Origin of the sequence: Lentzea alba (assembly GCF_011067745.1) — a bacterium.
Classification (GTDB): Bacteria; Actinomycetota; Actinomycetes; order Mycobacteriales; family Pseudonocardiaceae; genus Lentzea; species Lentzea alba.
The window spans coordinates 153,924-180,149 of the sequence record NZ_JAAMPJ010000003.1 but is presented as its reverse complement, the minus strand read 5'-3'; the positions used below and the strand labels follow the sequence as shown (position 1 = coordinate 180,149).

The following is a 26,226-nucleotide window of genomic DNA, read 5'->3' as shown; positions in this document are numbered from 1 at the left end:
GTCACCACAGACCCCTGGCAGGAGCCACCGAAAATGGCGGCACCTGCCCCGGTCGCGAGACGCCGCGTCCTTCTTCGTCTCGCGCGCAACAGGGCAGGTGCCGCAGGGGGTTACAACGACCGAACGGCCGCGCGGTTACGCCCGAAGGCGGTAGGCGCGCAGGACCGTTTGGTCGACCGTGTTGCCGTCGGTGTCCTCAGCCACCACGCGTAGCGACACGAACCCCCCAGGCGCCCCACCAGGGGGAACGATGGACTTCACCGGCACCCAGTTGACCCCGTCGTCGAACGACGCGTAGGCGCGAAGTTCACGAATGGTGGCCTTGCCGGCTCCGGACTGACGCGACGCGGTGAACTTCACCGGCATCGGCGCACCGGCCTTCCAGCTGTTGCGCAGATCGAGCGGGAGTGTGTAGTCGACCTCCAGCAACGGCAACCGGCCGTCGGCGGCACCGGAGAACTCCCACGTCGTCCACACGTTCTTCGACAGCTCCGGCGTGTCCCGAGCCGCGCTCAGCGCCAGCTTGTAGCGACCGTCCTTCGCGGTGGCGGGTAGCGAGCCCTGCCGGTAGTCGGAGTAGCCCACCACCTCGTCGTTGTGCCGCAGTTCCACCGAGCCGAAGCCGCTGTTCCGCCAGTTCTCCACCCACGTGGAGCCGCCGAACGGGGAGATCCGCACGCTGATCTGCTCACCGGTCCTCACGACACCTCCACCCAGCGACCAGTCCACCTCCGCTGGCTTGCCGAACCGGGGTGAGGCGACCGCGCGATGGTTGGACCGCTCGTACTTCTTGCCCGGTGCGTAGGTGACCGTCTTGAGGTCCGCCCAGGACGTCGCGCCTTCGAAGCCCTCGTGGAACCAGCCGACGCCGTTGCCCGCCGAGTAGTACTCGGTGCGCTGCACCGGCCCCGTGAAGTCCTCGTCGAGGGCGCCGATGCTCAGCTTGGGCACACCGTTCACCACCGGGTAGTTCCGCTGGCCGACATAGCCGTCCGCACCCGACGTGTGGTATCGCGCCTTGACCTCGGCGAGCTCGGAGTGGCGGATCTGCCGCGTTCCGGCCGGCAGCGCGCCCTCGTCCTGCACGTACAGGGTGTAGGACACCGGCGAGCCCGCGATGGCGCGCAACGTCAGCCGCGACGGCGTGACCGCCACGTGGTGTTCCGCCACCGCGATCACCGGGATCACCGACCGCTCACCGGCCGGGAACGGCACCGGGCCCGCCCACAACACGGCGACCGCGCCCGCCTGCTGCATCTCCCGGGCGACGTCGAGTGGGCTCTCCGAACCGGACGTGCGCACCAGCGCCAGCTTGCCGCGCACGTCGGTGCCGCGTTCGGCCACGTCGAACGCGTGGTCGCCCGGCTTCAGGAACGTGCTGCTTTCCCAGTAGAGCACCGGGAACCCGCCCACGACCGAGATCAGCGGCTGCCCGCCCTTGAGACTCTGGTCGTAGGTCAGCTCCGGCAACGCCGGGCCGAACGACAGGCCGTACAACGGCACCCGGCCGTCGATGACGCTGGCGACGCCGCTGATCTTGCCCGGTTTCCACGGCACGCGCAGGTCGGCGTGGCGGTACCACACCTCGGACTTGTCGTCGGGCAGCTGGACGCTGATCTGCTTGCCCTGCCTGGCGTCCAGCGTCACCGTCGTGTCCGCGGTCAGGGACACGCGGCCGGCCACCTCGGTGGCCGACACCGGGGTGAACCAGGCGTAGTTCGGCGTCTTCTCGTCGATCCGGCCGAGCACCGCGTAGTCGCCCACCCCGATGCGCGCCGAGCCGGCACCATCGGTGATGTCCAGGATCGACGCTTCCTTCGTCGCCATGTCGACCAGCACGAGGAACTCGTCGGGGACCGGCTTGCCGTCTCGGCCGATCATCGACACCGTCAGCGTGTGGCGTTCCTCCTGCACGTACGCGCCGACCGCGGTGGTCAGCGAGACGCCGTCGCCGGAAGCCTTGACGTGCCCGAAGAACGTGCCGTTGCCCTTGCGCGGATCCAGCACCACGTCGACCGCCGCCGTGCCACCGGCGGGAACCGTCACCGCGGCCGGCACCGTGAAGTCAGCGCCGAGGTCGTGTTGCAGGGCAAGGGAAACAGGCGCCGAGCCCGAGTTGGAGTAGGTGATCGTCTTCGTGAACGTCTTGGTGTGCGGCCATTCCAGCATCCCGAACGACAGGCTGCCCACGTCCGCGCGCACCTGCTGCGACACCGCGCGCCCCACGTCCAGCAGACCGGTGCCGACGTTCGCAGACGTGTCGGCGACGGGCTTCACCGTCGCCATCAGGTGCGACTTGAGCTCGGCCGCGGTCCAGGACGGGTTGCGCTGCGCCAGGATCGCCGCGGCGCCGGCGACGTGCGGTGCGGCCATCGACGTGCCGGTCAGCCGCGCGTGCAGGTCGTCGACGTAGTACTCCCACAGCGTGCCCGCGGCCCGTGCGGCCACGATGTCCGTGCCCGGCGCCGCGATGTCCGGCTTGACCGCGTAGTCCTTGTGCCGAGGCCCGCGCGACGACCACTCGTTCACCGTGCCGGACTTGGTCAGGTTCGCGACCGCCAGCGCCGCGTCGGCGGCCGCCGGTCCGTTGACCTTGATGCGATCACCCGAGTTGCCCGCCGCCGCCACGAACAGCGCGCCGGTCTCGGCCGTGAGCTCGTTCGCCTTGACCGACAACGGGTCCGTGCCGTCCGAGGCCATCTGCGTGCCGAGGCTCATGTTGACGACCTTGGCCCTGACCTCGCGCGCGGCCCAGTCCATCCCGGCCAGGATCGCGCTTTCCTCGCACCAGTTGGCCTCGCAGACCCGGCCGACCGCGAGCTTCGCGCCCTTCGCCACGCCGGAGTACTTGTCGCTGCGTCCCGCGATCGTCGCGGCGACGTGCGTGCCGTGGCCGATGTTGTCCTGGATGCCGGCCAGGGTGAAGTCCTTCGACACCGCCACCACGCCGGCGAGTTCCGGGTGGTTCTGGTCGTAACCGGTGTCGAGCACCGCGACCGTGACCCCGGTGCCGTCGAACCCGGACTGCCACGCGGCGGGCGCCCCCACCATCGGCACGCTCTGGTCCAGGGAGATCTTCGCCTTGCCGTTCAACCACAGCTTCCCGGCAGCGCGGGCGTTCGCGCGGCTTTTCCAGCGCTGCCCGGCTTCCTTCTTCGGTACCGCTGCGACGGCGCGGAAGCCGTTGTCCAGCACCGGGATCCGGTCGATCTTGTCGTCGGTGTAGCCGAACGTGTGCAGTGCCGTGACGTTGAAGAAGCGCTTGTCGACGCGATCCTGCCCCACCGCGTCGACGGCGTCCGCCGGCACCACGTACTGGTCGCCGTCCTGCACGTACTGAGCGAACCGCATGCCGGGTCGTCCCTCGACCCCGGCGAGTTCCCCGCGCTCGTTCACGACGACCTTGTCGCCGCTGATCAGCGTGATGGTCTGGGTCTTCGCCGGTGCGGCGGTGGTTCTCGGCTCCGCGTGTGCCGTCACCACCGGGCTGATGAGCCCGGTGACGACCACGGTGGCCACCAAACAGCGCGCTATGCGCACCTGTCCTCCCCTAGGTGTGAACCTCTCCACCCAGAAGACTCAAATCAGCGCGCGAAGGTTGCTTCACGCTCCGCGGTAGGTGCCGAAGCTCCAGCGGTTGCCCTCCGGATCGGCGACGGTGAAGCCGCGCGACCCGTAGTCCTCGTCGCGCAGACCGCGGATCTCCGTCGCCCCGCGCGCCATCGCCTGTGCGTGGATCTCGTCCGGCCGGTCGGTCACCACGTAGACGGATCCGGCGCCGGCCGTGGTGGCCTCGACCTCGCCGACCGAACGCACGGTGGACCCCAGCATCACGCCGCCGCCCTCGGGCCAGACCATCTCGCAGTGCACGACCTCGCCGTCGGCCTCACCGGGCACGACGAGATGCTCCTTGAACCCGAACGCCTCCACGAGGAAGCGGATCGCGGCGGGAGCGTCCTGATAGGACAGCGTGGGCCAACAGGTAGGTGCAGGTGTGCTCATGGCCGCAACTGTGCGCCCTGACCACCCTCGCTGCCTTGTACGAATGGAAGCTCGGCCGCGATCCACTCGCCCGGCGTCGCGCCGCACAGCGCCCGCCAGTCCCGGTTGAAGTGCGCCTGGTCGGTGTACCCGCAGGCAGCGGCCACCTCGGTGAACGTCGGCCGCCGCTCACCGCGCAGCATCCGGTTCGCCCGCTCGAACCGCATCACGCGGGCCATCACCTTGGGCGTCAACCCGTACTCGGCCGCGAACCGCGCACTCAGGTGCTGCCGGCTCCACCCGACCTCGGCGGCGATCTCCCCGACCGGCGCGCCGGCCGCGATCCGTTGCCACGCCCACGCCACCTCGGCCTGCAGCGTCACCGGCCTGACCAGCCGGGAGAGCACCTCGTCCAGCCGCGCGAACCGGTCGATCCACGTCGTCGCGTCCTGCAACCGTTCACGCAACTCGGCGGCCGGGGCGTCCAGAGCGTCCAGGCCGACCGTCGTGCCGGACAGCTCACCGGCGGGCATGCCGAAGAACGCCCGCATGCCCAACGGCGTGAGATCGCACTGGACGCCGTGCTGGAACCCGTCGTGGGTGATGATCACGGCCTCGTCGTGCAGGCCGCCGCACAGCGTGGCGAACCGGCCGTCGGGGAGGTCGACCGTGCCGTCCATCGTCACCACGAGCGTGAGCGAGCGCGACGGCAGGCCGCGGTGCACACCGGGCTCGGTCCGCATCCGATACCCGGAGTACCGCGTCACGAACGGCCTCAGCCGCGGGTGCGGCAGGCCGACGACGTGCTCGACGTCCACGTTCCCGATGCTAACGCCAGCCCCTTTCCCCATGCCCGATATGCCCGATCCGCGCGGTTGATGAGGGGAGCTTTCATAAACCGGAGGTTTATGAAAGCTCCCCTCATCAACCTCACGGCCGCTAGAACAGTTCGCCCAGGATGAGCAGGCCCGCGCCCACCGGCACCAGGTCGGCGCCGTACGACGTGAGGCTCACGTCCACGTCCGGCATCGCCCGCAGGTACAGCTCCGGCGACTCCAGCACCGTCCGTCCACTCAGGACGATCTGGTCGAGGTCCAGCAGCTGCACCAGGTTCGTCACCGCCGCTGCGAGCACGCGCGCTGCCTCCGCCCCGGTCGCGGTCGCGTGCACCGCCTCGACGCAGCCCCGCCGCCCGCACACGCACAGCGGCCCGTCGAGCTGGATGGTGGTGTGCCCGAACTCGCCCGCGCCCGACCGCGCGCCCCGGTGCACCTCTCCCCCGAGCAGCAACCCGACGCCCAGGCCGGTGCCGACGAACACGAGCGCCGCGTCCCGCAGCGGCCTTCGCCACGCCTCGGCGAGCACGGCCGCGTTCGTGTCCTTGTCCACCACGACCGGCAGCCCGAGCCGTTGTTCCGCCAGCGCCCGCAGCGGCACCGAGGACCAGCCCGGCAGCCCGTGCGGCGACACCACGCCGTCGCGGTGCTCCAGCGGGCCCGCGATCCCGATGCCGAGGCCGAGCACCTTCTCGTCAACCGAGATCAGCGGCGCCAGCACGTCCAGGACGTCGGACGGCGTGAACATCGGCGCGAGCGGCACCACCGAGGACGACACGACCTCGCCGGTCAGGTCGAGCTTCACCACCCGCAGCTCGTCGCGGTCGACGTGCGCCCCGTACGCGCAGGCCCCGCCGGCGGCCAGCCGCAACGACATCCTGGGCTTGCCCCGGCCGCCGTCGCGGACCGCGCCGGTCTCCTCCAGCAGCCCGGCCGAGATGAGCCGCGCCACGATCTTCGAGACCGCCTGCGGCGTCAGTCCGGCCTCCGCGGCGATGGACGCCCTGCTCAGGGCCCCGGACCGGACCAGCCGGAGCACCGTCCGGTCGTTGTGCGAACGCAGCGAGGTGAGGTCCACGGTCGCAATTATGCAACAGCGTTGCTTTAATGAGAAACATGACACGAGTCGGACTGCTGGGCTACGGCATCGCGGGACGGGTCTTCCACGCCCCGCTCATCTCCTCGACCGAGGGCATGGATCTCGTCGCAATCGTCACGGCGAACCCGGAACGGCAGGCGCAGGCCCGCGCGGCGCACCCGGACGCCAAGATCGTGACGGCGGACGAGCTGTTCGAGCTGGACCTCGACCTGATCGTCGTCGGCACCCCGAACAGGACGCACGTCGAGTACGCCCGAAAAGCGATCGACAAGGGCGTCGCCGTCGTCGTCGACAAGCCGTTCGCGCCCAGTTCCGCCGAGGGCGAGGAACTCGTGGCGGCGGCTCAGGCGAAGGGCGTGCCGCTCACCGTCTTCCAGAACCGCCGCTGGGACAGCGACTTCCTCACCGTCCGCAAGATCATCGGCCGACTGGGCGAAGTCCGGCGGTTCGAGTCCCGCTACGAGCGCTGGGTGCCGGAGATCTGGGACAACTGGCGTGAGTTCGGCGCTCCGGAAGAGGCCGGCGGCCTGCTCTACGACCTCGGCGCCCACCTCGTCGACCAGGCTCTGCAGCTGTTCGGCCCGGTCAGCAGCGTCTACGCGGAACTCGACCAGCGCCGCCCCGGCGCGCAGGTCGACGACGACGTGTTCGTGGCGCTGACGCACAAAAACGGCGTCCGCTCCCACCTGTGGGCCGGCGCGCACACCGCCCAGCACGGGCCGCGGTTCCGCGTGCTCGGCAGCGAGGGCGCGTTCGTGATCAGCGGCCTGGACGAGCAGGAGGACGCGCTCGACGCGGGTCGCCGGCCGACCGACGCCAACTGGGGTTACGAGACGCGCAGCGGGCAGTTGGGCGTGCTCGACCAGACGATCGAGGTGCCTGTCGAGCTCGGCGCCTACGAGACCTTCTACACCGAACTGCAGGCCGGGCGGATCCCCGTCGACCCCACGAGCGCCGTCCAGGCGTTGCGGGTCATCGAGGCCGCCTTCACGTCCGCACGCGAGAACCGGGTGGTAGAGCTGTGAACTCCGAAGAACTCCTCGCCCAGGAACGCCGCCTCCAGTTCACCCGCTTCGGCAACGACGTCGCGATCGAGCTCGGCCTGCACCTGCTCGACGCCGCCCGCGAGCAGGGCCTGCCGATCGCGATCTCGGTGCAGCGCAACGGACACCGGCTCTTCCACGCCTCGTTGCCCGGCACCTCGCCGGACAACGACAGGTGGCTCGAACGGAAGACCCGCGTGGTCGACCGGTTCGGGCACAGCTCGTTCTACGTCGGCACCACCTTCCGCGAGAAGGGGACAACGTTCGAGGCGGAGTCACGGCTCGACCAGGACCTGTACGCGGCGCACGGCGGCGTCTTCCCGGTGATCCTGCGCGGCACCGGACCGGTCGGCACCGTCGGCGTGTCGGGCCTGCCCCAGGCCGAGGACCACGAGTTCGTCGTCACTCAATTGGAATCTTTTCTGAACTCCCGCGACGCGTAATAGCACGAATAGTCGTTGGTACATAATTTTGAACACGCCACTTCGAGTGGACGGAGTTCCACTCGGAGTGGTGTTGTATAGCAGTCGAATGCGGATCGCCAACGCGCACAAAAGAGTGATCCTACTGGGCCAAACGAGTGTCCTATTCCACAGTTCGACGAATAGTTTCCGGTCACCCGCCTGCCGATACAACCGTGCTTGCGTAGGACAGCAGTTGTACGCTCCGTAGCATCAACAGGCGTAAGACACCCACCCGAATGTCGCCTTTTTGGCCCCTTCACAGCACTCAATCGCGAGAACTAACGTCCGTTCCGACTTATCGGATTGGTCCATTAGCGCGTTGAGATAGGTGGGTACCGGTTGTGACTGTGACGGATTCTGACCTCAATGAGGGCCGTCAGCAGCTGAGTTTGGGCACGGCCGCCGCACGTAATCTGGCCACTACCACCAAGTCCGTCCCGCAGATGCAGGGAATCACTTCCCGATGGCTGCTCAAGGTGCTGCCCTGGGTCCAGGCCGCGGGTGGTGCGTACCGCGTCAACCGCCGACTCACCTACACGCTGGGCGATGGCCGCGTCTCGTTCACGAACACGGGCGCCGAAGTCCGCGTCGTGCCGATGGAGCTCACCGAGCTGTCGCTGTTGAAGGGCTTCGACGACGAGGCCGTCCTCACCGCGCTCGCCGGTCGCTTCACGCAGCAGGAGTTCGGCATCGGCGACGTCATCGTCGAGAAGGGCCGTCCGAAGAACCAGGTCGTGCTGATCGCGCACGGCAAGGTCGACAAGATCGGCACCGGTGAGTACGGCGGCGAGACCGTGCTCGGCAACCTGGCCGACGGCGAGTACTTCGGCGAGACCGTGCTGGCCGGGCCGCAGGGCGAGTGGGAGTACAGCGCCAAGGCCGTCACGCCGGTCACCGTGCTCACGTTGTCGTGGGACGACTTCCAGGCCCTCAACGGCGAAGCCGGCGGTCTGCGCGCGCACATCCAGCAGGCGTTCAACAGCCGCAACAAGCCGCAGAACGACTTCGGTGAGGCCGAGATCGGCATGGCGGCCGGCCACGACGGCGAGCCCGTGCTGCCCGGCACGTTCGTCGACTACGAGCTCTCGCCGCGCGAGTACGAGCTGAGCGTCGCGCAGACCGTGCTGCAGGTCCACAGCCGGGTCGCGGACCTCTACAACAACCCGATGGACCAGGTCGAGCAGCAGTTGCGGCTCACGATCGAAGCCCTGCGCGAACGCCAGGAGCACGAGATCGTCAACAACCGGTCGTTCGGCCTGCTGCACAACGCGGACCTCAAGCAGCGCATCCACACCCGGTCCGGCCCGCCCACCCCGGACGACTTCGACGAGCTGCTGTCGATCGTGTGGAAGGACCCCGGTTACTTCCTGGCCCACCCGCGCACCATCGCGGCGTTCGGCCGTGAGCTCAACAAGCGCGGCATCTACCCGCAGCACATCGACTTCAACGGCCAGCAGGTGCCGGCCTGGCGCGGCATCCCGGTGCTGCCGTGCAACAAGATCCCGATCTCGGACACCCGCACGTCGTCGGTGATGCTGATCCGCACCGGCGAGCAGAACCAGGGCGTGATCGGCCTGCACCAGACCGGCATCCCGGACGAGTACCAGCCGGGGCTTTCCGTGCGGTTCATGGGGATCAACGACCAGGCGATCATCAACTACCTGGTCAGCGCCTACTACTCGGCCGCCATCATGGTCCCGGACGCGATCGGTGTCCTGGAGCACGTCGAGCTGGGCCGCGAAGGCTGATGCCCTCGTTCACCATGCCGGAGTTCTACGTGCCCCACCCGGCACGGATGAACCCGAACCTCGAACGCGCCCGCGTCCACTCGACGCGGTGGGCGCGGGACATGGGGATGCTCGACACCGGGGTGTGGACCGACGAGATCCTCGCGGGCGACGACTACGGGTTCATGTGCGCGTGGACCCACCCGGACGCGCCCGCGGAGATCCTCGACCTCATCACGGACTGGTACGTCTGGGTCTTCTACTTCGACGACGAGTTCTTCGCCGAGTTCAAGCAGACCAAGGACGTGTCGGGGGCCAAGGCTTACCTGGACCGGCTGCCGGCGTTCATGCCGATCAACGGCACGGACCCGTCACCCGAGCCGCAGAACCCGACCGAACGCGGCCTCGTCGACCTGTGGCAGCGCACGATTGGGTTGATGACGCAGGACTGGCGGCGCCGGTTCACCACGAGCACCCACAACCTGCTGCTCGAGTGCATGTGGGAGATCAAGAACATCGAGAGCGGCACGGTCGCCAACCCGATCGAGTACATCGAGATGCGCCGCAAGGTCGGCGGCGCGCCGTGGTCGGCGAACCTGGTGGAGGTCTCCGAAGCAGCCGAGGTGCCCGCGTCCATCGCGGGCACCCGCCCGCTGCGGGTCCTGTCGGACACGTTCTCCGACGCGATCCACCTGCGCAACGACATCTTCTCGTACGAGCGGGAAGTGTTGCGGGAGGGCGAGAACTCCAACGGCGTGCTGGTGTTCGAGAAGTTCTTCGGCCACGACACGCAGACCGCCGTCGAGGCCGTGAACAACCTGCTCACCTCCCGGCTGCACCAGTTCGAGAACACCGTGTTCACCGAGTTGCCGCTCCTGTTCTCCGAACACGGCGTCGACCCGCTGGAGCAGGCTCGGGTGCTCAAGTACGTGAAGGGTCTGCAGGACTGGCAGTCCGGCGGGCACGAGTGGCACCTGCACGCGGGCCGCTACACAAAAGCAGATCATTCCGGGGTCGAGGGCGGCGGCGCCGGGAACTCCGCGTTCTTCCGCACGATCCTGCGCGGGCCGACCGGTCTGGGCACGTCCGGCGCGTGGCTGGGGGTGAACCGTGGCTGAGATCCCCGCGTTCGACATGCCGTTCGCGGCACGGCTGTCCCCGCACGTGGACCGCGTCCGCCAGCACACCAAGACGTGGGTGCGCGACATGGGCATGCTGGGCGGTGTGCCGTGGACCGAGGCGTTCTACGACGCGGCGGACTACGGCGGCTTCGGCCCGCTGACCCATCCCACGGCGTCGCTGGACGCGCTGTTGCACATCAACGACTGGCACACGTGGGGTTTCTACGTGAGCGACGCGTTCCTGGAAGGCTTCCTCCGGCCACGCAACGTCGTCGGGGGCAAGGCCTTCGTCGCCAGGCTCAAGGCCGTGCTGGCCGGGTCGGCACCGACGACGAACCCCGCCGAGCGCGGCCTGGCGGACCTGGTCTCACGGTCCACTCTGGACGACGAAGACCGGCAACACCTCACCGAGTACCTGGACGCGTTGTCGTGGGAGCTGCACAACACCGCTCAGGGCCGGGTTCCGGACCCGATCGACCTCGTGGAAATGCGCCGCCGCTCGATCGCCACCGAGTTGTCCGCGAAGCTCGTGCGCAAGTCGGTCGATGCGAACCTGCCCGCGGAGTTGTTGCGCAACAGCACGATGCGGGCGCTCGTGGACTCGTTCGGCGACGTTCCGGCACTGCGCCAGGAGATCGTCGGGTTCGACCGCGTCCACGCCACCGGTGGCAGCACCACCAGCGCGGTGCTCGCCGTGCAGCAGTTCTTCGACTGCGAGCGGCAGCAGGCGGTCTCGGTCGTCGCCGACCTGATCTCCGCGCGGTTGCGGCAGATCAGCTCGATCATCACCGAGCTGCCGTCCATCGCGGACGAGTACGGCCTCGACGCGGAGGCGAAAGCCGGCCTGCACCGTTATGTCGAAGCCTTGGAGTCGTGGCTCGCCGGTGAACTGCTCTGGACCCGGAGATCCGGCAGGTTCAGCTTCTCCCCCAACCCCGTTCGGAAATCGTTCCACTCCCCCACAGGACTCGGCACTGCCGCAGTCCTCGTTCGTTGAAGATTGGACCCGCAGTGACTGTTACCGATCCGGGCCTTGGGGTCGAGGACCAGCAGATGAGCCTGTCGCGGGCCGCTGCGCGCAACCTCGCGACGACCACCAAGTCCGCACCGCAGATGCAGGGGATCTCACCCCGCTGGCTGCTGCGCATGCTGCCGTGGGTCGAGGCCAAGGGTGGCGCGTTCCGGGTGAACCGGCGTCTCACCTACGCGATCGGCGACGGCCGTGTCACGTTCACCAGCGTCGGCACCGAGGTGCGGATCGTGCCGCAGGAGCTGGCGGAGTTCGTGCTGCTGCGCGGGTTCGACGACGAGGCGGCGCTGACCGCCGTCGCGAACCGCTTCGAACAGCGCGAGTACCAGCCGGGTGAGGTGATCGCGGAACGCGGCGAGTCCGTCGACGAGATCGTCGTCATCGCGCACGGCAAGGTCACCAAGACCGGTCTCGGCGAGTACGGCGACGAGGTGGCTCTCGGCACGATCGCGGACGGCGAGTACATCGGCGACGAGCCGGTCCTGTCCGGCACCGAGAAGAACTGGAGCTTCACCGCGCGAGCGTTGACGCCGACGACCGCCGTCGTGCTGACGCGGGCGACGTTCAACCGGCTCAACGGGCAGATAGAACCGATGCGCGACCACATCGCGCAGCAGCTGGCGAACCCGTCGAACGCGGCGAACAAGCACGGCGAGGCGGAGATCGACATCGCGTCCGGTCACGACGGCGAGCCGACGCTGCCCGGCACGTTCGTCGACTACGAGCTGCGGCCGCGCGAGTACGAACTCTCGGTGGCGCAAACGATCCTGCGCGTCCACACGCGGGTGGCGGACCTCTACAGCCAGCCGATGGACCAGGTCGAGCACCAGTTGCGGCTGACCATCGAGGCGCTGCGCGAGCGGCAGGAGTTCGAGCTCATCAACAACAAGGAGTTCGGCCTCATCGCGAACGCCGACCTCAAGCAGCGGATCAGCACGCAGACCGGCCCGGTGACGCCGGACGACATGGACGAGCTGATCTCACGGCGCCGCAACACCAAGCTGATCCTGGCGCACCCCAAGGCGATCGCGGCGCTCGGCCGGCAGCTGTCGGCGCGCGGCCTGTACGCGCCGACCGTGGAGGTCGAGGGCAAGCCGCTGCAGTCGTGGCGGGGCATCCCGATCGCGCCGTGCGACAAGATCCCGGTCAACAAGAACGGCACCACGTCAATCCTCGCGATGCGGCTGGGCGAGGAGAAACAGGGCGTCGTCGGCCTGCGCCAGACCGGCATCCCGGACGAGTACGAGCCCGGCCTGAACGTGCGGTTCATGGGCATCGACGAGCACGCGATGCTCAAGTACCTGGTGTCCACGTACTACTCGGCCGCGATCCTGGTGCCGGACGCGCTGGGCGTGCTGGAGAACGTGGAGATCGGTCTCTAGCCATGACAGCCGAGATGACTGAACCGCTCTCAGCCGGAAGACCTGCCGGTGAGGTGCTCGCGTGGAGCCGGGGCCTTGTGCTTCCGGCTCTGCGCAAGGCCGTTGAACAGCTACCGCCGTCGATGCGCACGATCGCGGAGTACCACCACGGGTGGCGCGACGAGTACGGCAACCCGGTGCTGGAGAACGGCGGCAAGGCGATCCGTCCCGCGTTGGTGCTGCTGGCGGCCGAGGCCGTCGGCGGCACCGCCTCCGCCGCTGTCCCGGCGGCGGTCGCGGTCGAGCTGATCCACAACTTCTCGCTGCTGCACGACGACGTGATGGACCACGACACGACCCGGCGGCACCGGGCCACGGCGTGGACCGTGTTCGGCGTCAACGCGGCCATCCTGGCGGGTGACGCGCTGCAGGCGCTGGCGGTGGACGTGCTCGCGGGATCAGGACATCCGCGCGCGTTGGAGGCGATCCGGACGCTGGGTGACGCCATCGTGGCGTTGCTCGACGGGCAGGCCTACGACCTCGACTTCGAGACGCGCTCGGACGTCCAGGTGCCCGAGGTCGAGCTGATGGCACGCGGCAAGACGGGTGCGCTTCTGGGCGCTTCCACGGCCCTGGGCGCGCTGTACGGCGACGGTTCCGACGAGCAGATCGACGCCATGCGCGGCTACGGCACCGAGCTCGGGCTGGCGTTCCAGCACGTGGACGACCTGCTCGGCATCTGGGGCGACCCGGCGGTGACCGGGAAAGCCGTGCACTCGGATCTGGCGAACCGCAAGAAGTCCCTGCCGGTCGTGTACGCGCTGAACTCCGGTGCCGACTGTGCCGCCGAACTGGCGTCGCTCTACTCCGGTTCCCAGGAGATGAACGCGGAAACGCTTGCGCGGGCGGCTTCCCTGGTCGATCTGGCCGGCGGTCGCGCGTGGAGCCAGACCCAGGCCGACGAACTGCACACGCGGGCGCTGCTCCATCTCGGCGAGGCCTCGCCGACCGCGCGGGCGGCCGTGGAGCTGGGCACGCTCGCCCAACTGGTCACCCACCGAGACCACTGAATTCCGCTGGACTGGATTCCTTTGGGAAAGGCACTCGATGACGGAACACCCGCCGCGTTCGGTGCTGCTCGCCTCACCCCGGTCGTTCTGCGCCGGGGTGGAGCGCGCCATCGAGATCGTGGAACGACTTCTCGACCAGCGCGGCGGTCCCATCTACGTGCGCAAGCAGATCGTGCACAACGTCCACGTGGTGCGCGGCCTGGAGGCGCGCGGTGCCGTGTTCGTCGAAGAGCTGTCCGAGGTGCCTTTCGGTGCCACGGCGGTCTTCTCCGCGCACGGTGTCTCGCCCGCCGTACGCGCTGAAGCCCGGTCGCGGTCGCTGGACGTGCTCGACGCGACCTGTCCTCTGGTCACGAAGGTGCACTCCGAGGCGCGGCGGTTCGCCGAACGCGGGGACACCATCGTGCTGATCGGGCACGCCGGCCACGAAGAAGTCGAAGGCACGCTGGGAGAGGCGCCCGATCAGATGGTGCTGGTCGAGACCGTCGAGGACGTGGAGGCGCTGGAGATCACCGGACCCGTCTCGTACCTGACGCAGACGACGCTGGCCGTGGACGAGACGGTCGAGGTGGTCGACGCGTTGCAGCGGAAGTTCCCGCAGCTGCGCGGACCTGGCTCCGACGACATCTGCTACGCCACCACGAACCGGCAGGTCGCGATCCGGGACGTCGCCGCGCAGTCGGACCTGGTGCTGGTGGTGGGCTCGAAGAACTCGTCCAACTCGGTGCGGATGGTCGAGCTGGCGGCGCGGGGCGGCACGCCCTCGTACCTGATCGACGACGCCTCGGAGATCGACCCGGCGTGGCTGGACGGTGTCTCGACCGTCGGGTTGTCGGCCGGTGCCTCCGCTCCTCCCGAACTGGTCGACGAGGTCGTCGCCGCCTTGCGGGCGTGGGGTTCGGTGTCGGTGTCGACGCACACGACGGCGACCGAGACGATCTCGTTCACGCTACCGCTGGCGGTGCGCCGTGCTGGCTGACATCACCTCGCCCGCGGACGTACGGGCGCTTGCTTCCTCGTCGCTTTCGCTGCTCGCCGAGGACATCCGGTCGTTCCTGATCTCCAAGGTGCACCGGACCGGCGGGCATCTCGGGCCGAACCTGGGCGCCGTCGAGCTGACCATCGCGGTGCACCGGGTCTTCACCTCACCCGTCGACGTCGTGCTGTTCGACACCGGGCACCAGTCGTACGTGCACAAGATGCTGACCGGCCGCTGCTCGGACTTCGACTCCTTGCGCCAGGCCGGTGGCATGTCCGGCTACCCGTCCGCCGCCGAGTCCGCGCACGACGTCGTCGAGAACTCGCACGCCTCGACCGCACTGTCCTATGCGGACGGTCTGGCCAAGGCCTTCGAGCTCGCCGGCACGGACCGCCGCGTCGTCGCGATCGTCGGTGACGGCGCGCTGACCGGCGGGATGTGCTGGGAGGCGTTGAACAACATCGGCGGCTCGTCCCGCCCGGTCGTGGTGCTGCTGAACGACAACGGCCGCTCGTACGACCCGACCGCCGGCGGGTTCGCGGCGTCGTTGCTCAACGGCTCGGCCCGCGGGCTCTTCGAGGCGTTGGGCCTCGCCTACCTCGGCGAGATCGACGGCCACGACGTGCACGCGGTCGAGAACGCCCTGTGGGAAGCCAAAGCGCTGGGCCGTCCGGTCGTCGTGCACTGCAAGACGGTGAAGGGCAAGGGATATCCGGCCGCGGAGACCGATGAGGCCGACCGCATGCACGCGGTCGGCGCCTCGGGTTCGTCCGCCGGCCGGACGTGGACCGACGCGTTCTCCGACGAGATCGTGGCGATCGGCGCGGAACGACCTGACGTCGTCTGTCTGACCGCGGCGATGCTGGAGCCGGTGGGCCTGCGCCCGTTCGCCGCGCGGTTCCCGTCGCGCGTGTTCGACGTGGGCATCGCCGAGCAGCACGCCGTGACGTCCGCCGCCGGCATGGCGATGGGCGGCCTGCACCCGGTCGTCGCCATCTACGCCACGTTCCTGTCGCGTGCGTTCGACCAACTGCTCATGGACGTGGCGCTGCACCGGTTACCCGTGACGTTCGTGCTGGACCGGGCCGGCGTGACCGGCCCGGACGGCGCCTCGCACCACGGCATGTGGGACGCCTCGGTACTGCCCGTCGTGCCCGGCCTGCGCCTCGCCGCGCCCCGCGATCCGGCGTCGCTCGCCGCGTTGCTCCGGGAAGCGGTGGAAGTCTCCGACGGCCCGACCGTCGTGCGCTACCCGAAGGCCACCGCCGGCCCGGACGTGCCCGCGGTGCGCCGGGTGAGCCACTTCGACGTGCTGCACGAGACCCCGGAAGCCGAGGTCCTGCTGATCGCCGTCGGCCCCCTGGCCGGTCCGTGCCTGGCCGCAGCTCACGAGCTCGCCGCCCACGACGTGCGCGTCAACGTCGTGGATCCGCGCTGGACCGCGCCCCTGGATCCGCACCTCGTCAAGTACAGCGGTCAGCACCGCCTGGTGCTCGCCGTCGAGGACACGACCTCCACCGGCGCACTGGGCGCACGGCTCGGGCAGGCGCTGACCGGTTCCGCTACCTGTGTAGCGACCTTCGCCCTGCCGCCGCGTTTCCTGCCGCACGACTCCCGCGCCCGCATCCTGCGCGCGCACGGGCTGGACGCGGCCGGCATCACGACGAGCGTGCTGAAGCGCCTCGGCGTGAAGTGACGACCCAGCCGATCGCGAACGACAACGCGATCGCGCCGGCCCCGACGAGGGGAGCCTTCACCTCGGCGGGAAGCTCCAGCGGACGCAGGGCGGTCGCCAGGCTGAGCAGAATCGGCCCCTGCACGATGAACGCGACGTAGGCGGACCGCGCCAGCCCCTCCGTGAAGGGTCCCTGGGTGTTCAGCCTGCGCTGGGCCAGCCCGATCAGCCACACACTGCCCGCCACCACCAGGACTCCCTCGATGAGCGCGAGCACCAGCGCCTGCCACCTCCAGCCACCGAGGAACGGTTCGGCGTTCTTCGAGAGGTCGAGCACTCCCATGAGCGCCGCGGCGATCGGCAGCACCGCGATGGTGGCGACGACGACGTTGCGGGTCATCCGGTAGATCTCGTCCGGCACCCGTTCCGCGAGCTTGTGTCCGCCGATCGCGCCCAGCAGCAACATCCCGAGGCACTGCGGCCACCACCACAGGTGCAGATCCCCGACCTGTCCGCTGCGCGCCGGAAACACCAGCCGCGTCAGGAACGTCGTGCCCGCCACCACCATCGTCATGCCCACGACGGTCCTCGTGGTGATCGTGTGCTGTTTGATCGGCGGCGCGAAGGCGATCGCGATCGAGAAGATCAGCAACGCGCCCACGAACCACAACGACCCGCTGTCCAGCAACGGGTCCCGGTGCGTGAACGCGTGCCACCACGACACGTCCTGCCCGGCCCCGTTGTAGGCGATCCACACGAACGTCGGCCACACGAGCACCGCGCTGACCAGCCACGGCGTCCCGAGCCGGACGAGCCGATCGACGACGAACCGCTGCCGGCCTTTGCGCTCGATCGAGCCGGGCGTGAAGATCCCGGCCATGAAGTAGAAGGTGCCCATGAAGAACAACCCCGACGGCCCGATCACCGCCGCCAGCACGGTCTCGACGCCGGGGTGGAACGTGACCTCGTTGACCTCGTCGTACGGCCAGCCGCCGATCGCGGCGTAGCCCAGCAGCGCGTGGCCGCCGATGACCCACGCCACGAGGATCACCTTCAGGTTGTCCACAGCGGACAATCTCACGCGTTCCATGGTCCGCTTCTGGGCCCGGGAACACCACCCGCCAACGTGGTTGGTGCCGCGACTGGCAGCCTTTGCCCCGTGTTCGGCGCCCTGCTGAGCGTCGAAGACGCGGCGAAGGTCGCCGGTCGCGGCGCTAGGGGCGGTCACCCGTGTAGACGCCGAGTGTCCGGAACCGAAGACCCGGCTCCTTGTACTCCTCCATCGCGTGCGCGATCCACCCGACGATCCGGGCGATCGCGAAGATGGCCTCGCCGGCGTCCGGCGGCATCTTGAACATCAGGCCGAGCTGCGCCAGCGCCAGGTCGATGTTGGGGAACGTCTGGGTCTGCGTGGCGATCACCTTGTCCGCCACCAGATCACCGTGGCCGCGCAACAACGCGAGCAGGTGGTCGGCGCGCGGGTCGCGGCGTTCGTAGACGCGGTGGCCGAAGCCCGGGATCGGCTGGCCGGACCGCAGGTGCTCGGCGACCATGCCCATCGGGTCGGACTCGGCCTGGGCCAGGAACCGGTGCGCGATGGTCGTGGCCGTGCCGTGCTTCTGGCCCTCCATCGCGCCCAGGCCGGCGGACACCACGGCGTACGGGTGCGCGTGGGCCGAGGCGGCGACGCGGGCGGCCATCGTCGAGATGGCCAGGTCGTGGTCGGCGAGCAGGATGAGCGCGGCGTTCAGGAGGTCAGGGGCCGGGGGCAGTGGCGACAGGCGGGCCCACAGGCGGTCGGCGATGTCGGTGCCCTGGGGCTTGCCGACCAACGGCAGGGACTCGACCACGTCCGCGATCATCGCCTTCGCGGTGGTGACCGAGCGGTCCAGGTCGAAGCGCAGGGGGTCGCCGGCGCTGGCGAGCGCCACGGCCACGCGGACGCGGTCGGTCAGGGTGGCGCTCTCGGGCAGCGCCATCCAGATCTCCTGGCCCTCGGGGAACTGCAGGCCCGTCGAGTCGATCTCGGTCCACAGCCAGTGCGCGACGTCCTCGAAGCGCTTGGTGGCGCTGAGTTCCGGCACCGACCGGCCGCGGTAGTAGAGGCGGTCGTGCTCCAGCAGCGAGATGCGGGTGCGGATGCGATCGGTCACAGCGGCCACTGCTCCGCGCGCACCAGTACGTTGAGCCAGGGCTTCTACCTCGGCGACCCCGAACATGCTCTGGCGGTTGACCTTTTTGCTGGTCAGGAGGCCGCGGCTGACGTACGCGTAGACCGTCGCCGGTTTCACGCCCAGGCGGCGAGCAGCTTGATTCGTCGTCAACATTGATTCCATCAACGTTGACTGTACAAGACATGTTGACGGAACCTCTTGTACATGTTGATTGATGCACCCAAAGGGCTTAAAGACGTCGTCGTCACCACGACCCTGATCGGGGACGTGAACGGTGCCGCGGGCTACTACCACTACCGCGAGCACGACGCGATCGAACTGGCCAGGACGCGGACGTTCGAGGACGTGTGGTTCCTCTTCGTGGAGGGCCGGTTGCCGAGCTCCGACGAGGCCGCGCTCTTCGCCCGGCAGACCGCCGCGCTCCGCCCGCTGCCAGCGGCGATCAGCGAGGTGCTGCCCGCGATCGCGCGGTCCGGCTGCACGGCGCTGGCGGGGCTGCGGACCGCGCTGTCGATGCTGCCGTCGCAGCCGATGTGGGACGCCCCGATGAGCACCCGCAAGGCGGACGCGCTCCGGGTCAGCGCGCTGACGCCGACGATCCTCGCGGCACTGCATCGGATCAAGCTCGGACTTGATCCAGTCAACCCCAGGGTTGATTTGTCAACGTCGGCGAACTGGTTGTACATGTTGACTGGACAGGAGCCGTCAACATGGACGAGCCGTGCGGTCGAGCAGTACTTGATCGCCACGATCGACCACGGGTTCAACGCGTCGACGTTCACCGCGCGCGTGGTCGCGTCGGCGGGCGCGGACGTCGTGTCTGCGGTGACGGCGGCGATCGGGACGTTCTCCGGGCCGCTGCACGGCGGGGCGCCGGACCGGGCACTGGAGGCGCTCGATCTCATCGGCTCGCCGGACAACATCGACGCCTGGGTGCGGGAGCGCATCGAGCAGGGCGACCGGATCATGGGCTTCGGCCACGCCGTCTACAAGACGGAGGACCCGCGGGCACGCCTGCTCAAGGAGATCGCGCTGGAGCACCCCACCCCGCTGACCGAGTTCGCGGTCACGGTGGAACAGCGGGTCACGGAGCTGCTGGCCGAGCTGAAGCCCGGCCGGCAGCTGTACGCGAACGTGGAGTTCTACGCCGGCGTGGTGATGGAGCGGTGCGGCATCCCGCGGGAGATGTTCACGCCGACGTTCGCGTGCAGCCGGGTGATCGGGTGGTGTGCCAACGCGCTCGAACAGTCCGAGGACACGAAGATCATCCGCCCGGTCGCCCGCTACACGGGACCCCAGCCAAAAATCACGCAGCCTCACATCAGGTGAGGTACCGCAGTTCGTTGCGCACTCGGGTGCGGTCGCGGTCGTTGACGTCGGACGAGCCCGCCAGACCGGCGTTGCGGTCGCGGTGCCGGTCGAGCCAGACGGAGATACCTGCGAGGACTAGGACGATCACTGCAAGAGTCATGGCAATAAGTTTGCGACCTACCAGATCCTGCCAACAGTGGCAGATCTGACGTAGCGCGCTAAAATCCTGCCATGCTGCGATCGGTGGCGGTTCCCCTCATCGACGGCGTCGCGCCGTTCGAATTCGGGCTGCTCTGCGAGGTGTTCGGCGTCGACCGGACCGAGGAGGGCGTGCCGCTGGTCGACTTCCGCGTGTGCGGCGAGCTCCCGAACGAACCGGTGCCCACGAGCATCCGCGGGGTCTCGATCACGCCGGAACACGGGTTCGACGCGCTGCAGAGCGTCGACCTCGTCGCACTCCCCGCCGCGCGCGTGCGCGACCACTACCCGGAAAAGCTGGTCAAGGCGCTCAGGGAGACCGACGCGACGCTGCTCAGCGTGTGCAGCGGGGCGTTCATCCTCGGCGCGGCCGGGCTGCTCGACGACCGGCGCTGCACCACTCACTGGCGTGAGGCGCGGCAGTTCCAGGAGCGCTTCCCGAAGGCCCGGGTCGACGCGGACGTGCTGTTCGTGGACGACGGCAACATCATCACCAGCGCCGGCACGGCGGCGGGCATCGACGCGTGCCTGCACCTGGTTCGCCGGGAGCTCGGCACCAAGATCGCCAACACGATCGCGCGCAGGATGGTCGTGGCGCCGCAGCGCGACGGCGGTCAGCGGCAGTTCGTGGAGCTCCCGATCCCAGCCTGCAGCGCGGACAGCCTCGAACCGGTGCTGGAACACGTGCTCGGCACCATCGCGGACAACCACACGGTGGCGACGATGGCGAAGCTCGCGGTCATGTCCGAGCGGACGTTCGCGCGCAGGTTCGTCGCGGAAACCGGCACCACCCCGAACAAGTGGCTGTCCCTGCAGCGGGTGCTGCACGCGCGGAGGCTGCTCGAGGAGACCGACCTGGACGTCGACGCGGTCGCCGCCAGGTCAGGCTTCGGGACAGCCGCTCTCCTCCGGCACCACTTCCACCGGGTCGTCGGCGTCGCACCGAGCGATTACCGACGCACATTCTCCTGTCGTTAGGCGCGTGAAGATCTTCTCCGAGATGTCGTGCAGCGCCTGCACCTCGGCCTCGGAGAGCTGATCGAACACGAGCGCGCGGACGATCTCGGCATGCGCGGGCGCGGCGGCCTCGATCGCGGACCGGCCCAGCTCGGTCAGCACGACGAACGACCCGCGCCCGTCGCTGCCGCAGTTCTCGCGCCGCACCAGGCCGCGCTTCTCCATCCGGGCCACGTGATGTGAGATGCGACTCTTCTCCCAGTGCATCTGCCGTGCGAGCTCCAGGACGCGCACGCGTCCGTCGGAGGTGTCGGTGAGCTGCACCAGCACCGCGAAGTCAGGCATCGAGATGTCCGAGTCGACCGACATCTGCCTGCTCAGGTGCGCATTGAGCTCCCCCTGCATGCGGACGTACGCACGCCACGCCCGCTGCTGTTCAGGTTCCAGCCATCGTGTCACCAGCTCAGCATACGGGAATAGTTGACACATCATCCAGGTTGGTGCAAGGTGGATGACAGATCAACCAATTGCACGCCGCAACCTGAAGGGCATTCCCATGACCACGGCCACCAACCTCTCCGAACTGACCGGCGCCTACGTGATCGACGCCTCGCACTCCCGCATCGGCTTCGTCGCGCGCCACGCGATGGTCACCAAGGTTCGTGGTGCGTTCAACGAGTTCGACGGCAAGATCTCCATCGACGGTGACAAGCCGGAGAACACCACCGCCGAGGTGACCGTGAAGGTCGCGAGCATCGACACCCGCAACGCGCAGCGCGACGGCCACCTGACCACCAACGACTTCCTCGACGTCGAGACCTACCCGGAGATCAAGTTCGTCTCGACCTCCGCGAAGCAGATCGACGACGACAACTTCGAGATCACCGGTGACCTGACCATCAAGGACGTCACCAAGAGCATCACGATCCCGTTCGCCTTCGAGGGCGTGGCCGTCGACCCGTTCGGCAACACCCGCGTGGGCTTCGAGGGCTCGCACACCATCAACCGCAAGGACTACGGCGTGACCTGGAACGCCGCGCTCGAGACCGGCGGCGTCCTGGTGAGCGAGAAGGTCGTCCTGGAGTTCGAGATCTCCGCGATCAAGGCCTGACGACGGCCAGCGGGCACGGGGCGTGGTAGATCAGGGCCTGCGAGGTAGACCCGAGCAGCATCCCGGCGAAACCGCCACGCCCCCGCGAGCCCACCACCAGCAGTCCGGCGCGTTCCCCCAGCTCCAGCAGCAGGGGGACCGGCCGCTCCCCCACCACGAGCTGTTCCACCGCGACGTCCGGGTATTTCTCCAGCCACCCGGACATGCGCGCGTTCAGCAGCGACGACTGATCGTCGGCGTGCGCCATCGCCGCCACCAACGGCACTCCGGACGCGGAGGCCTCCTCGAACCCGAAGCCCAGCGCCGGGTCCGAACCAGGCGAAAGGTCGACGCCCACCACCACAGGCCCGTCATGGTTGTTGCCTCTTACCACCACCACGGGACACTCTGCGTGCGCGGACAGCGCCACAGCCGTTGAGCCCACCAGTGCTCCGGTGAACCCGCCCAGCCCGTGCGACCCCACCACGACCTCCCGCGCGCGTGCAGACTCCGCGATCAGCACGGGCGTCGGGTGTTCCATCCGCAGGTCGTGCTCAACGGGCACATCAGGTGCCTCAGCCCGTGCGACAGCAACGGCCTGCGAGAGCCACATCCGTCCCTGGTCGTACATCGCCGACCGCAACTCACGCGCAGACGAGATGACCTCCGGGTACCCGCGCGTGGGCAACGTGTACGCGTGCACCAGCCGCAACGGCACCGAGTGCAGCGCAGACGAGCGAGCCGCCCACGCCACCGCGGCCAGCGCGGACGAGGAACCGTCGACTCCGACGACAACGGGAAGACCGCTCATGATCCCAAAGTAAGCCCGATCGTCGTAGCGAGCCGCGTGCCGTTGGTCCCCTCGTGTCAGGGTCTTTGGGCTACCGTGGCCTCCATGGCGACGCGTGTTTTCCTCGTCGACGACCACGAGATCGTCCGCCGCGGCATCGCGGACCTGCTCGGCGAGGAGTCCGACCTCGAGGTGGTCGGCGACGCCGCATCGGTCGCGGAGGCCCTGGCCAAGGTGCCGGGAGCCCAGGCCGACGTGGCGGTGCTCGACATCAGGCTCCCCGACGGCAACGGCATCGAGCTGTGTCGCGAGCTCCGCAGCCGCATCCCCGGCCTGCAGTGCCTGATGCTGACGAGCTTCGCCGACGACGAGGCCCTGTTCGACGCGATCATGGCGGGCGCCTCGGGGTTCGTGCTCAAGCAGATCCTGGGCGCCGACCTGGTCAACGCGGTCCGCACGGTCGCGGCAGGACAGTCCCTCCTCGACGCCCGCACGACGTCCGCGCTGTTGAACCGCATCCGGCGCGAACGCGAGGAAGGAGATCCGCTGCGCATGCTCAGCGAGCAGGAACGCACGGTCCTCGACCTCATCGGCGAGGGCCTGACGAACAGGCAGATCGCCGAGCGGATGTTCCTCGCGGAGAAGACCGTCAAGAACTACGTCTCGCACCTGCTGGCGAAGCTCGGCATGCAGCGCCGCACCCAGGCCGCCGTGTTCGCCTCGCAGTTCCGCAAGGACGGCGAGAAACCGCGTTAGCGCCTGCTGTCCGGCGTCACCATTCGAACGCCACCAGGCGGTCGTCGACCCTCCGTGACGCGTGGACGCGGGCTGCCCATCCGGAAGATCCGCGGCTGGCCGCCCCGACGACCTGAGCGCTCCACGTCAGCCCGGCGGCCACGTGCTCACGGGACCGGCAGCGGGACCCGCCACACCACGCAGGCGCCGCCACCCTCGGTCCCGCGCACCGCGAACGTGCCACCGAACTGCTCCGCGCGCCGGGCGAGGTTGCGCAACCCGCTGCGCGCGGTGTCGGGCGGAACGCCGATCCCGTTGTCCTGCACCGTGATCACGACGTCCTCACCGGCGTCGACCAGCACCGTCAGCTCGGTCGCCTGCGCGTGCCGCACCGCGTTCGTGACGGCCTCGCGCACCACCGCCTCGACGTGCTCGGCCAGTTCGGGAGGCACCGAGTTGTCCACGGTGCCGGACATGCGCACCGCCGGGGACAGGTGCGTCGACTCGGTCAGGCCGGCCACCAGGTCGAGCAGCCGCCGGCGCAGCGAGCTGTTGTCGTTCGAGTGCAGGTCGAAGATGGAGGTGCGGATCTCCCGCACCGTCTCGTCGAGCTGCTCCACGGCCGTCTGCAGGCGTGCGGCGACCTCCGGCTCGGTGATGCGCCGCATGGTCGCCTGCAACGTGAGGCCCGTGACGAACAGCCGCTGGATGACGTGGTCGTGCAGGTCGCGGGCGATCCGGTCGCGGTCCTCCAGCACGTCCAGCAACCGCTGCGAGCGTTGCTGCTCGGCGAACTCCAGCGCGACCGCCGCCTGGTCCGCGAACGAGGCCAGCACCGGCACCTGGTCGGGCAGGAACCGGGACTCACCGCCGCGCCGCAGCACGATCAGGGCGCCGGTGACCTCCGGGCCCGACCGCAGCGGCACGGCCAGAGCGGGGCCGAACGCCGACCCCAGGTCGTCGACCAGCAGCGGGATGCCGGAGCGGATCACCTCGTCGACGGCGTAACCGGAGGCGTCGAAGTCGTCGATCTTCACCCCCGCGCTCGCCGCGACCGTCAACGGCGTGTGCCTGCCGTCGCCGAGCAGCACCAGCGCGGAGTCGGCGCCGGCCAGTTCCACGGTGCGCTGGGTGATCAGCCGCAGCGCGTACTCGCCGGACGCGCCGCCGAGCAGTTCGGAGTTGACCTCGCCGATCGCCTCCAGCCACCGCTCGCGCATGCGGGAGCGTTCGAACAGGCGGGCGTTCTCGATCGCGATGCCGGCGGCCGCGGCCAGCGCCAGCAGCACGGCCTCGTCGTCGGCGGTGAACTCGGCGCCGTCGATCTTCTCGGTCATGTAGAGGTTGCCGAACACCTCGTCGCGCACGCGCACGGGCACGCCCAGGAAGCTGTGCATCGGCGGGTGGTTCGGCGGGAAGCCGACGGACATCTCGTGCTGGGTCAGGTCGCGCAGGCGCAGCGGCGTCGGGTCCTTGATCAGCAGACCGAGCAGGCCCTTGCCCTCGGGCAGGTGGCCCATCTTCGCGCGGGTCTCCTCGTCCACGCCCACGTGCCGGAACCCGGACAGGTCGTCCCGCGTGCCGAGCACGCCGATCGCGCCGTACCGGGCGCCGACGAGGTCCACGGCGGCCTGGACGATGCGCTGCAGCGTCGAATCGAGCTCCAGGCCGGACGCGACGGCGAGCACCGCGCCGAGCAGTTCCTGCATGTGGTCACGGGTGGTGACGATCTCGTCCATGCGGTCACGGACCTCGTCGAGCAGTTCGTCGAGATCACGGCGACCGGGCACATCAGGCACGACGACTAGATTCGCACACTTTCGCCCAACTCACGGCCCTATGAAGTGGGGACCTTCGACCGTGGCCGATCAAGAGCCCTGGCCGGACCCTATTGACCATGACCATCGCTGTGCCCGACTCGCTCGGTCTCGCGGGTGAGGACGTGCGCGGCGTCCTGGCACTCGCGAGAGCGTCCGCGCCTGATGTGCGGTTCGAGGTGCGTCCCGAGCAGATCGAGCTGTACACGACCTCCCCCCACGACAGGGAAACGCGGATCGCCTGCGGTGTCGCGCTGCTCAACGTCCGGCTGGCGTTGCAGGGGCACGGAATCCGTCCGCTGGTGACGCTGCTGCCCGGCCCGAGCGCCCACGACGCGGCGGCGGCCGTGCGGCTCGGCGGCTATCAGGAGCCGAGCCCGGACGTGCTGGCGTTGCTGCACGCCTTGTGCACGAACCGTCGCACGTGGACGACGTTCCCCGAACTGGACCTGTGGCGCGGCCTCTTGTCGCGCGCCGCCGAGGTGGAACGGGCGTGGGTGCACCTGAAGAACGGGACCGAGCTGGTCCTGTGCACGTTCACCCAGGGCGCCGCGGCGGAAATCCGTGCGGGGCAAGCGATGCAGCGCGTGATCCTGACAGCGGGAACGGTCGGGATCGCCGTTTCCGCCCTGCACGACCCGGTGAGCCTGTCCGCGTTGCGCGCGGACCTGCGCCCGTGCCTCGGCAACACGCTGGTGCCGCAGGTCGTTCTGCGGCTGGGGAGGTGATCACTAACCTTCGCCGCGCGATTTCGCCGGCCAGGCGGGT

At 69.0% G+C, this 26,226-nt stretch carries 23 protein-coding genes and 1 pseudogene; 14 read left to right on the top strand and 10 right to left on the bottom strand.

All coding sequences use genetic code 11. From position 1 onward, the window contains the following. Positions 1-135 precede the first annotated feature (135 nt). The 4 genes from G7043_RS13260 to G7043_RS13245 all read right to left on the bottom strand — a co-directional run bounded on the left by G7043_RS13260 (position 136) and on the right by G7043_RS13245 (position 5,895). The gene (locus G7043_RS13260) at positions 136-3,540 is read right to left on the bottom strand and encodes a S8 family serine peptidase (RefSeq protein ID WP_166045914.1); all 3,405 of its coding nucleotides are present in this window, start codon (positions 3,538-3,540) and stop codon (positions 136-138) included. A 63-nt stretch (positions 3,541-3,603) separates the two neighbouring features. Further along, on the bottom strand, positions 3,604-4,002 hold the full coding sequence (locus G7043_RS13255; RefSeq protein WP_166045913.1) for a VOC family protein: 399 nt from the start codon (positions 4,000-4,002) through the stop codon (positions 3,604-3,606). Beyond that, positions 3,999-4,799 (bottom strand): helix-turn-helix domain-containing protein, encoded by an 801-nt coding sequence (locus G7043_RS13250; RefSeq protein ID WP_313887841.1) that lies wholly within the window; start codon positions 4,797-4,799, stop codon positions 3,999-4,001. Before G7043_RS13250 ends, G7043_RS13255 begins: the two co-directional genes overlap by 4 nt. 121 nt (positions 4,800-4,920) lie before the next feature. After that, complete coding sequence (locus tag G7043_RS13245; protein WP_313887840.1) at positions 4,921-5,895, bottom strand: ROK family transcriptional regulator; 975 nt, start codon at positions 5,893-5,895, stop codon at positions 4,921-4,923. Positions 5,896-5,924: 29 nt separating this feature from the next. On the opposite strand from G7043_RS13245, the gene G7043_RS13240 reads away from it, so the two are divergent. From G7043_RS13240 to G7043_RS13205, 9 genes and pseudogenes are all read left to right on the top strand, one after another. Next, a complete protein-coding gene (locus G7043_RS13240; protein WP_207311128.1) occupies positions 5,925-6,941 on the top strand; it encodes a Gfo/Idh/MocA family oxidoreductase in 1,017 nt (338 codons plus the stop codon). Beyond that, positions 6,938-7,402 carry a heme-degrading domain-containing protein gene (locus tag G7043_RS13235; RefSeq protein WP_313887839.1) on the top strand — a complete coding sequence of 155 codons (465 nt, stop codon included), beginning with the start codon at positions 6,938-6,940 and terminating at the stop codon, positions 7,400-7,402. The genes G7043_RS13240 and G7043_RS13235 overlap by 4 nt, the downstream gene beginning before the upstream one ends. 362 nt (positions 7,403-7,764) lie before the next feature. Next, positions 7,765-9,171: a family 2B encapsulin nanocompartment shell protein gene (locus G7043_RS13230; RefSeq protein ID WP_313887838.1), complete on the top strand. Its 1,407-nt coding sequence runs from the start codon at positions 7,765-7,767 to the stop codon at positions 9,169-9,171. After that, positions 9,171-10,148, top strand: a pseudogene (locus tag G7043_RS47570) (terpene synthase family protein); the annotation flags it as partial. The gene G7043_RS13230 and the pseudogene G7043_RS47570, both read left to right, overlap by 1 nt. A gap of 112 nt (positions 10,149-10,260) precedes the next feature. After that, complete coding sequence (locus G7043_RS47565) at positions 10,261-11,268, top strand: terpene synthase family protein (RefSeq protein ID WP_207311126.1); 1,008 nt, start codon at positions 10,261-10,263, stop codon at positions 11,266-11,268. A gap of 56 nt (positions 11,269-11,324) precedes the next feature. Beyond that, entirely contained in the window at positions 11,325-12,683 is a 1,359-nt protein-coding gene (locus G7043_RS13220) for a family 2B encapsulin nanocompartment shell protein (protein WP_166045909.1), read from the top strand. A gap of 14 nt (positions 12,684-12,697) precedes the next feature. Beyond that, positions 12,698-13,732 (top strand): family 2 encapsulin nanocompartment cargo protein polyprenyl transferase, encoded by a 1,035-nt coding sequence (locus tag G7043_RS13215; RefSeq protein ID WP_166045908.1) that lies wholly within the window; start codon positions 12,698-12,700, stop codon positions 13,730-13,732. Positions 13,733-13,769: 37 nt separating this feature from the next. Next, complete coding sequence (locus tag G7043_RS13210; protein ID WP_166045907.1) at positions 13,770-14,711, top strand: 4-hydroxy-3-methylbut-2-enyl diphosphate reductase; 942 nt, start codon at positions 13,770-13,772, stop codon at positions 14,709-14,711. Further along, on the top strand, positions 14,701-16,407 hold the full coding sequence (locus G7043_RS13205) for a 1-deoxy-D-xylulose-5-phosphate synthase (protein WP_166045906.1): 1,707 nt from the start codon (positions 14,701-14,703) through the stop codon (positions 16,405-16,407). The genes G7043_RS13210 and G7043_RS13205 overlap by 11 nt, the downstream gene beginning before the upstream one ends. Here G7043_RS13205 and G7043_RS13200 read toward each other — a convergent pair. Then, positions 16,370-17,476 carry an acyltransferase family protein gene (locus G7043_RS13200; protein ID WP_166045905.1) on the bottom strand — a complete coding sequence of 369 codons (1,107 nt, stop codon included), beginning with the start codon at positions 17,474-17,476 and terminating at the stop codon, positions 16,370-16,372. The genes G7043_RS13205 and G7043_RS13200 overlap by 38 nt on opposite strands. Positions 17,477-17,600: 124 nt before the next feature. Beyond that, positions 17,601-18,722, bottom strand: a complete 1,122-nt coding sequence (locus G7043_RS13195) for a citrate synthase (RefSeq protein ID WP_166045904.1) — start codon at positions 18,720-18,722, stop codon at positions 17,601-17,603. A gap of 42 nt (positions 18,723-18,764) precedes the next feature. Between G7043_RS13195 and G7043_RS13190 the strand changes: the two genes are divergently transcribed. Further along, a complete protein-coding gene (locus tag G7043_RS13190) occupies positions 18,765-19,889 on the top strand; it encodes a citrate synthase/methylcitrate synthase (protein ID WP_166045903.1) in 1,125 nt (374 codons plus the stop codon). Here the strand turns inward: G7043_RS13190 and G7043_RS13185 are convergent. Continuing rightward, positions 19,882-20,031 (bottom strand): hypothetical protein, encoded by a 150-nt coding sequence (locus G7043_RS13185; RefSeq protein WP_158102922.1) that lies wholly within the window; start codon positions 20,029-20,031, stop codon positions 19,882-19,884. The two genes, G7043_RS13190 and G7043_RS13185, sit on opposite strands and share 8 nt — an antisense overlap. A 71-nt stretch (positions 20,032-20,102) precedes the next feature. On the opposite strand from G7043_RS13185, the gene G7043_RS13180 reads away from it, so the two are divergent. Next, the gene (locus G7043_RS13180; protein WP_166045902.1) at positions 20,103-21,047 is read left to right on the top strand and encodes a helix-turn-helix domain-containing protein; all 945 of its coding nucleotides are present in this window, start codon (positions 20,103-20,105) and stop codon (positions 21,045-21,047) included. On the opposite strand, the gene G7043_RS13175 is transcribed toward G7043_RS13180, so the two are convergent. Next, positions 20,952-21,485 carry a MarR family winged helix-turn-helix transcriptional regulator gene (locus tag G7043_RS13175; protein WP_166045901.1) on the bottom strand — a complete coding sequence of 178 codons (534 nt, stop codon included), beginning with the start codon at positions 21,483-21,485 and terminating at the stop codon, positions 20,952-20,954. The two genes, G7043_RS13180 and G7043_RS13175, sit on opposite strands and share 96 nt — an antisense overlap. Before the next feature lie 97 nt (positions 21,486-21,582). Between G7043_RS13175 and G7043_RS13170 the strand changes: the two genes are divergently transcribed. Next, positions 21,583-22,137 (top strand): YceI family protein, encoded by a 555-nt coding sequence (locus tag G7043_RS13170; protein WP_166045900.1) that lies wholly within the window; start codon positions 21,583-21,585, stop codon positions 22,135-22,137. Here G7043_RS13170 and G7043_RS13165 read toward each other — a convergent pair. Then, positions 22,127-22,927 (bottom strand): universal stress protein, encoded by an 801-nt coding sequence (locus G7043_RS13165; RefSeq protein ID WP_166045898.1) that lies wholly within the window; start codon positions 22,925-22,927, stop codon positions 22,127-22,129. The two genes, G7043_RS13170 and G7043_RS13165, sit on opposite strands and share 11 nt — an antisense overlap. 84 nt (positions 22,928-23,011) lie before the next feature. Here G7043_RS13165 and G7043_RS13160 point away from each other — a divergent pair, with 84 nt between their 5' ends. Further along, positions 23,012-23,662: a response regulator transcription factor gene (locus G7043_RS13160; RefSeq protein WP_030468752.1), complete on the top strand. Its 651-nt coding sequence runs from the start codon at positions 23,012-23,014 to the stop codon at positions 23,660-23,662. A 146-nt stretch (positions 23,663-23,808) separates the two neighbouring features. Here the strand turns inward: G7043_RS13160 and G7043_RS13155 are convergent, their stop codons facing one another. Beyond that, the gene (locus G7043_RS13155) at positions 23,809-25,380 is read right to left on the bottom strand and encodes a sensor histidine kinase (protein ID WP_166046349.1); all 1,572 of its coding nucleotides are present in this window, start codon (positions 25,378-25,380) and stop codon (positions 23,809-23,811) included. A gap of 158 nt (positions 25,381-25,538) precedes the next feature. Between G7043_RS13155 and G7043_RS13150 the strand changes: the two genes are divergently transcribed. Next, positions 25,539-26,186 carry a hypothetical protein gene (locus G7043_RS13150; RefSeq protein ID WP_166045897.1) on the top strand — a complete coding sequence of 216 codons (648 nt, stop codon included), beginning with the start codon at positions 25,539-25,541 and terminating at the stop codon, positions 26,184-26,186. The last annotated feature ends 40 nt before the right edge of the window (positions 26,187-26,226 follow it).